The 1,002-nt window shown below is 66.1% G+C and carries 1 protein-coding gene; it reads left to right on the top strand.

The window, feature by feature from the left end; translation table 11 throughout:
- The coding region (locus PMI12_RS14210) for a tripartite tricarboxylate transporter permease (RefSeq protein ID WP_007833546.1) at positions 1-941 on the top strand (941 nt) is incomplete at its 5' end.
- Positions 942-1,002 lie beyond the last annotated feature (61 nt).

Genomic DNA, 1,002 nt, shown 5'->3' with positions numbered 1-1,002 from the left:
CGCGCTACAGCTTCGATATCCCGGAGCTCACCGACGGCATCGGCTTCGTGGTGATCGCCATGGGCGTGTTCGGCTACGGCGAAATCATCGGCAACCTCTCGCAGCCCGACGACGAGCGCGAGGTGTTCACGCACAAGGTGAAGGGCCTGTGGCCCACCAAGGAAGACTTCAGGCGCATGACGCCCGCGGTGCTGCGCGGCACGGCACTGGGTTCGGCGTTGGGCATCCTGCCCGGCGGCGGCGCGCTGCTGGCGGCCTTCGCGGCCTATGCGCTGGAAAAGAAGATCAAGATGCGCCCCGGCGAAGTGCCCTTCGGCAAGGGCAACATCCGCGGCGTGGCTTCGCCCGAGTCGGCCAACAACGCCGGCGCGCAGACCTCCTTCATCCCGCTGCTGACGCTGGGCATTCCGCCCAACGCGGTGATGGCGCTGATGGTGGGTGCGATGACGATCCACAACATCCAGCCCGGCCCGCAGGTGATGACCAGCAACCCCGAGCTGTTCTGGGGCCTGATCGCCTCGATGTGGATCGGCAACGCGATGCTGATCGTGCTGAACCTGCCGCTGATCGGCATGTGGATCAAGCTGCTGACGGTGCCCTACAAGTTCCTGTTCCCGGCGATCGTGCTGTTCTGCGCGATCGGCGTGTACTCGACCAACAACAACACCTTCGACATCTGGATGGTGGCGGCTTTCGGCTTCATCGGCTACCTGTTCCTGAAGCTGCGCACCGAGCCCGCCCCGCTGCTGCTGGGCTTCATCCTGGGCCCGATGATGGAAGAGAACCTGCGGCGCGCGCTGCTGCTGTCGCGCGGTGCGTGGAGCGTGTTCGTCACGCGGCCGCTGTCGGCGGGACTGCTGGTGGCTGCGGCGCTGCTGCTTGGCATCGTGCTGCTGCCGGCGATCAAGGCCAAGCGCGAAGAAGCCTTCGTCGAGGAGTAATTGGCTCGCCCCCAGGCTGCGCGCACTTCGTGTCGCTGCGCCAACCCCCTTCCGGGGGCAA

The organism is Variovorax sp. CF313, from assembly GCF_000282635.1.
Lineage (GTDB): Bacteria > Pseudomonadota > Gammaproteobacteria > Burkholderiales > Burkholderiaceae_C > Variovorax.
The sequence above is the reverse complement of the archived record's forward strand: the minus strand, read 5'-3'. Positions and strand labels throughout refer to the sequence as shown.